At 43.1% G+C, this 3,579-nt stretch carries 3 protein-coding genes; 1 reads left to right on the plus strand and 2 read right to left on the minus strand.

Translation table 11 applies throughout. The features are described 5' to 3' along the window. Positions 1–309 precede the first annotated feature (309 nt). The gene (locus H6S82_RS23895) at positions 310–3,105 is read left to right on the plus strand and encodes a protein kinase (protein WP_190475478.1); all 2,796 of its coding nucleotides are present in this window, start codon (positions 310–312) and stop codon (positions 3,103–3,105) included. A gap of 100 nt (positions 3,106–3,205) precedes the next feature. On the opposite strand, the gene H6S82_RS23900 is transcribed toward H6S82_RS23895, so the two are convergent. Together H6S82_RS23900 and petN are read right to left on the minus strand one after the other, a co-directional pair. Further along, positions 3,206–3,352 (minus strand): hypothetical protein, encoded by a 147-nt coding sequence (locus H6S82_RS23900; protein ID WP_190475475.1) that lies wholly within the window; start codon positions 3,350–3,352, stop codon positions 3,206–3,208. Positions 3,353–3,356: 4 nt separating this feature from the next. After that, the gene (gene petN, locus H6S82_RS23905) at positions 3,357–3,446 is read right to left on the minus strand and encodes a cytochrome b6-f complex subunit PetN (protein ID WP_190475473.1); all 90 of its coding nucleotides are present in this window, start codon (positions 3,444–3,446) and stop codon (positions 3,357–3,359) included. Positions 3,447–3,579: the final 133 nt, after the last annotated feature.

A 3,579-nucleotide genomic window follows, 5' to 3' on the forward strand; every position in this document is an offset into this window, starting at 1 on the left:
CGAATTTGGCTTCTAGCTTTTGCTGGATGCGATCGCGAGTTGACTCCAAAAATTCCAATGGACTTTTCATCAAAATTTCCCTTGCCAGCTTACATAAAAAGCTTTTTTAGTTAGTCTTGATATTTATTTTGCTCTAGTATATCGGAAGATATTTACATATCTAATCAAAATTTAATTATTTTCAATTTGCTATAATTAAGTCCAAAATAACTATATTAACAAAACTGCTGACAGCAATCGGGGTGTAAGCAAATTATTATTAAACTGGAAGCAGTAGATCGTGCAAATAAGTTGGTACTTTGAAATTAGATGACATCAGCGCTTCTGAACAACCGCTACCGTATTATTCGGGCGCTAGGAAAAGGTGGTTTTGGCGAAACCTTTCTGGCGGAAGACTCCCATATGCCTTCCCGTCGTCTTTGTGTAATCAAGCAGCTCAAACCCGTCGCCAACAACCCCCAGGTTTACGAACTGGTGAAGGAGCGATTTCAGCGGGAAGCGGCTATTTTGGAGCAACTGGGGGAGGGACACGAGCAAATTCCTAAGTTGTACGCTTACTTTGCGGAAGCAGGAGAATTTTATTTAGTTCAGGAGTGGATTGAAGGAGTTCCCCTCAATCAAAAGATCAAAGAGGAAGGAGTGCTGAGCGAAAGTGTCGTGAAGGAAATCCTATTAAATATTTTACCAGTTATCGATTATATTCACAACAGAGGTATCATCCATCGCGATCTCAAACCTGCCAATATCATTCTGCGACAAAAGGATGGCAAACCAGTTTTAATTGATTTCGGGATTGCGAAAGAAACGATGTGTGCTGGGTTGGATTCTTTAGGGGAAGTTACTAGCTCTATTGCAGTCGGTACAATCGGTTATATGCCACCTGAGCAAGCAGCGGGTAAACCTGTCTACGGTAGCGATATCTACAGTTTGGGGATGACTGCTATTTATTTGTTGATTGGTAAGCGTCCCCAAGATTTAAAGACAAATCTTAAAACAGGTGAAACTATTTTTAATGACAGCGATCGACAGATTAGTTCCAGTTTAGCAGAAGTGTTAGAGCGAGCGGTGCGATCGCATCCTCAAGAGCGCTATCCCACTGCGAGAGAAATGCTCTTGGCTTTGCATCCTGTCGATCGCCTGCTACCCCAATCACAAACTACTCAGCCTGCACCTATTCTACCACCATTGCAGGCAAAAGTATACAGTCAATCCGAGGCAGAAACAGTTACACTTCCCGGTACAGTTCCCAAGACATCCACACCCAAAGTAACCTATAGCCGACAAGAACATCGCAATCGTCAGATTTTACTCAACAAAGTCAAAAATTACTGGATAAAAGGCGTTCTGGAAAGTTCGCTGCACGGTAAAGCGCTGATTGAATTGGGTTTGGAAAAACGCCTTGATGCAGTCGATCGCCCTTGGGGTATGCTATGGGAAACGCCGTCACAAACCAGGCAAATTTTACCACCAAAAAGCAAAGTTATCCAGCAATTTGACCAATTGGGAGAAGGTCGATCGCTCCTCATTTTAGGCGAACCGGGTAGCGGCAAAACAACCACACTTTTGGAACTCGCTCGCGATTTAATTAATCGTGCCGAACAAGATCTCGATCATCCCATTCCCGTCTTATTTAATTTATCATCTTGGTCGCAAGAAAAGCAAGGTTTAACAAAGGGAAACTGTGTAGCTTCCTTCGCCAATTGGTTAGTGCGGGAAATGAATATAAAATATCAAGTTTCCCAACCAATCGGTAAAGCTTGGGTGAAAGATCGGCAGTTAATGCTAATGTTGGATGGTTTGGATGAAGTAAGTAGCGATCGCCGCGATTTGTGCGTCCAAGCAATTAATGAATTTATGCAATCACACGGACAAACAGAAATCGTAGTTTGCTCTCGCATCCAAGATTACGAAGCACTTTCCTATCGCCTGCGCTGTCAGGGTGCCATTTTCATTCAACCCCTGACTCTGGCACAAATCCATCAATATTTAGCTGCTGCGGGTGAAGATTTAACAGCAGTAAATACGGCACTTGCAGCGGATACGAAGTTGCAAGAATTAGCGCGATCGCCTTTAATGTTGAACATTATCACCCTCGCTTATCGGGGAATGTCAATCACCGAATTACCCAGCATGAATTTGGAAGAACGCCGCCAACATTTGTTCGATAATTATATCATCAGAATGTTCGCTCGTCGCCACAACGATCGTCAATATTCCCAAGCCCAAGCGATGCAGTGGTTAACTTGGTTAGCGCAAAGAATGTCAGAGGAATCGCAAACAGTATTTTTAATAGAGCGAATGCAAACAAAATGGTTAAAAACCAAATTGCAAAAGCAAATTTATTTAGGCGGATTATTGATACTTTTTGTGATTTTAGGGCTGACAATCGGTCAGTTGCTATTGCCAATTAAGCGAGTAATCTTCTGGCTGATTTTAGTTTCGGTAATTTTTGTGTTAATTTTTGGTATCGATCGCATCACGCCAGTGGAAAATTTGAAATGGTCATGGAAAAACGCGATAAAAACTATTGTTCGCGGCATAATTTTGGGTTTAGTCTCCGGATTTATACTCAAAATACCCTATGAGCTTATATTCAATCCAGAACGCTGGCAAGTTGTGGCGCTGCATTTAAACAATGGCCAACTTCATTCATTAGTTCGCGGTATGGTATTCGGCATGAATATGGGGCTGATTTACGGATTGGTTCGCGCCTTGACTTCTCCCTCGATCGATGAGAGAATAACAATACCCAATCAAGGCATCAGACAATCTCTAAAAAATGCGATCGTCTTCGGGTTGCTGGGATTTTTAGTCTTGGGAATTGCGGCTAATCTATTACATTGGTCGTTCTTTTTTTGGGGAAGTTTCGGATTGTGTTTTGGCATCATAGCAGGAGGAGGAGAAGCCTGCGTTAAGCATTTTATGTTGCGGTTCATCCTCTACTGCAATGGATATATTCCTTGGAATTACGCTCGTTTTTTAGACTGGGCAACCGAGCGCATTTTTTTGCAAAAGGTTGGCGGTGGATATATTTTTATCCACCGATTGCTATTAGAGCATTTCGCCCAAATGCCTTTGGAAAAGGGACTTGGGGATAGAGGCTAGGGAATGGGGAAGTCAAAAGTCAAAAGTCAAAAGTCAAAATTGCTCCTCTTTCCTCTTTCCCCTAACCCCTATCCCCTATACCCTAACCCCTAAACAGGACTTAGCGACGACGAGTAGAGCGCTTATCGCTGTCTTGACGGCGGCGATCGCGCCACTCCATCACCGTCAGGTACAAAACTCCCCCTGAGACTGCCACTAGCAGCACAAAGGCAACTAAAGCCAGAACGTTAAGAGCTGTTGTTTCCACTTTTCTAGAAGCCGTTACGGCCCCAAACTACCATCGAGATAGAGTAGGTAAACAGAACCAATAGGGCAACCCAACCTAGAGAGAGAATATCCATAGCCTTGTGTTAAATCGAATGTGACAAAATGACACCAAGTCTTATCATACTTGGAAGTGATGAGGTTTTACATTGGACGGCTTACAAGCAGAACGGATTGAATCTGTCAAGGCGGGAAGCTTTGCTGCTTTGT

The sequence above is a fragment of the Planktothrix sp. FACHB-1355 genome (assembly GCF_014748295.1).
GTDB lineage: Bacteria > Cyanobacteriota > Cyanobacteriia > Cyanobacteriales > Aerosakkonemataceae > Aerosakkonema > Aerosakkonema funiforme_A.

What these genes read in the sequence shown, in the direction of transcription:
- H6S82_RS23895 (WP_190475478.1), top strand. Translation starts at nt 310, where the DNA reads ATGACATCAGCGCTTCTGAACAACCGCTACCGTATTATTCGGGCGCTA.
- petN (WP_190475473.1), bottom strand. Translation starts at nt 3,446, where the DNA reads ATGGATATTCTCTCTCTAGGTTGGGTTGCCCTATTGGTTCTGTTTACC.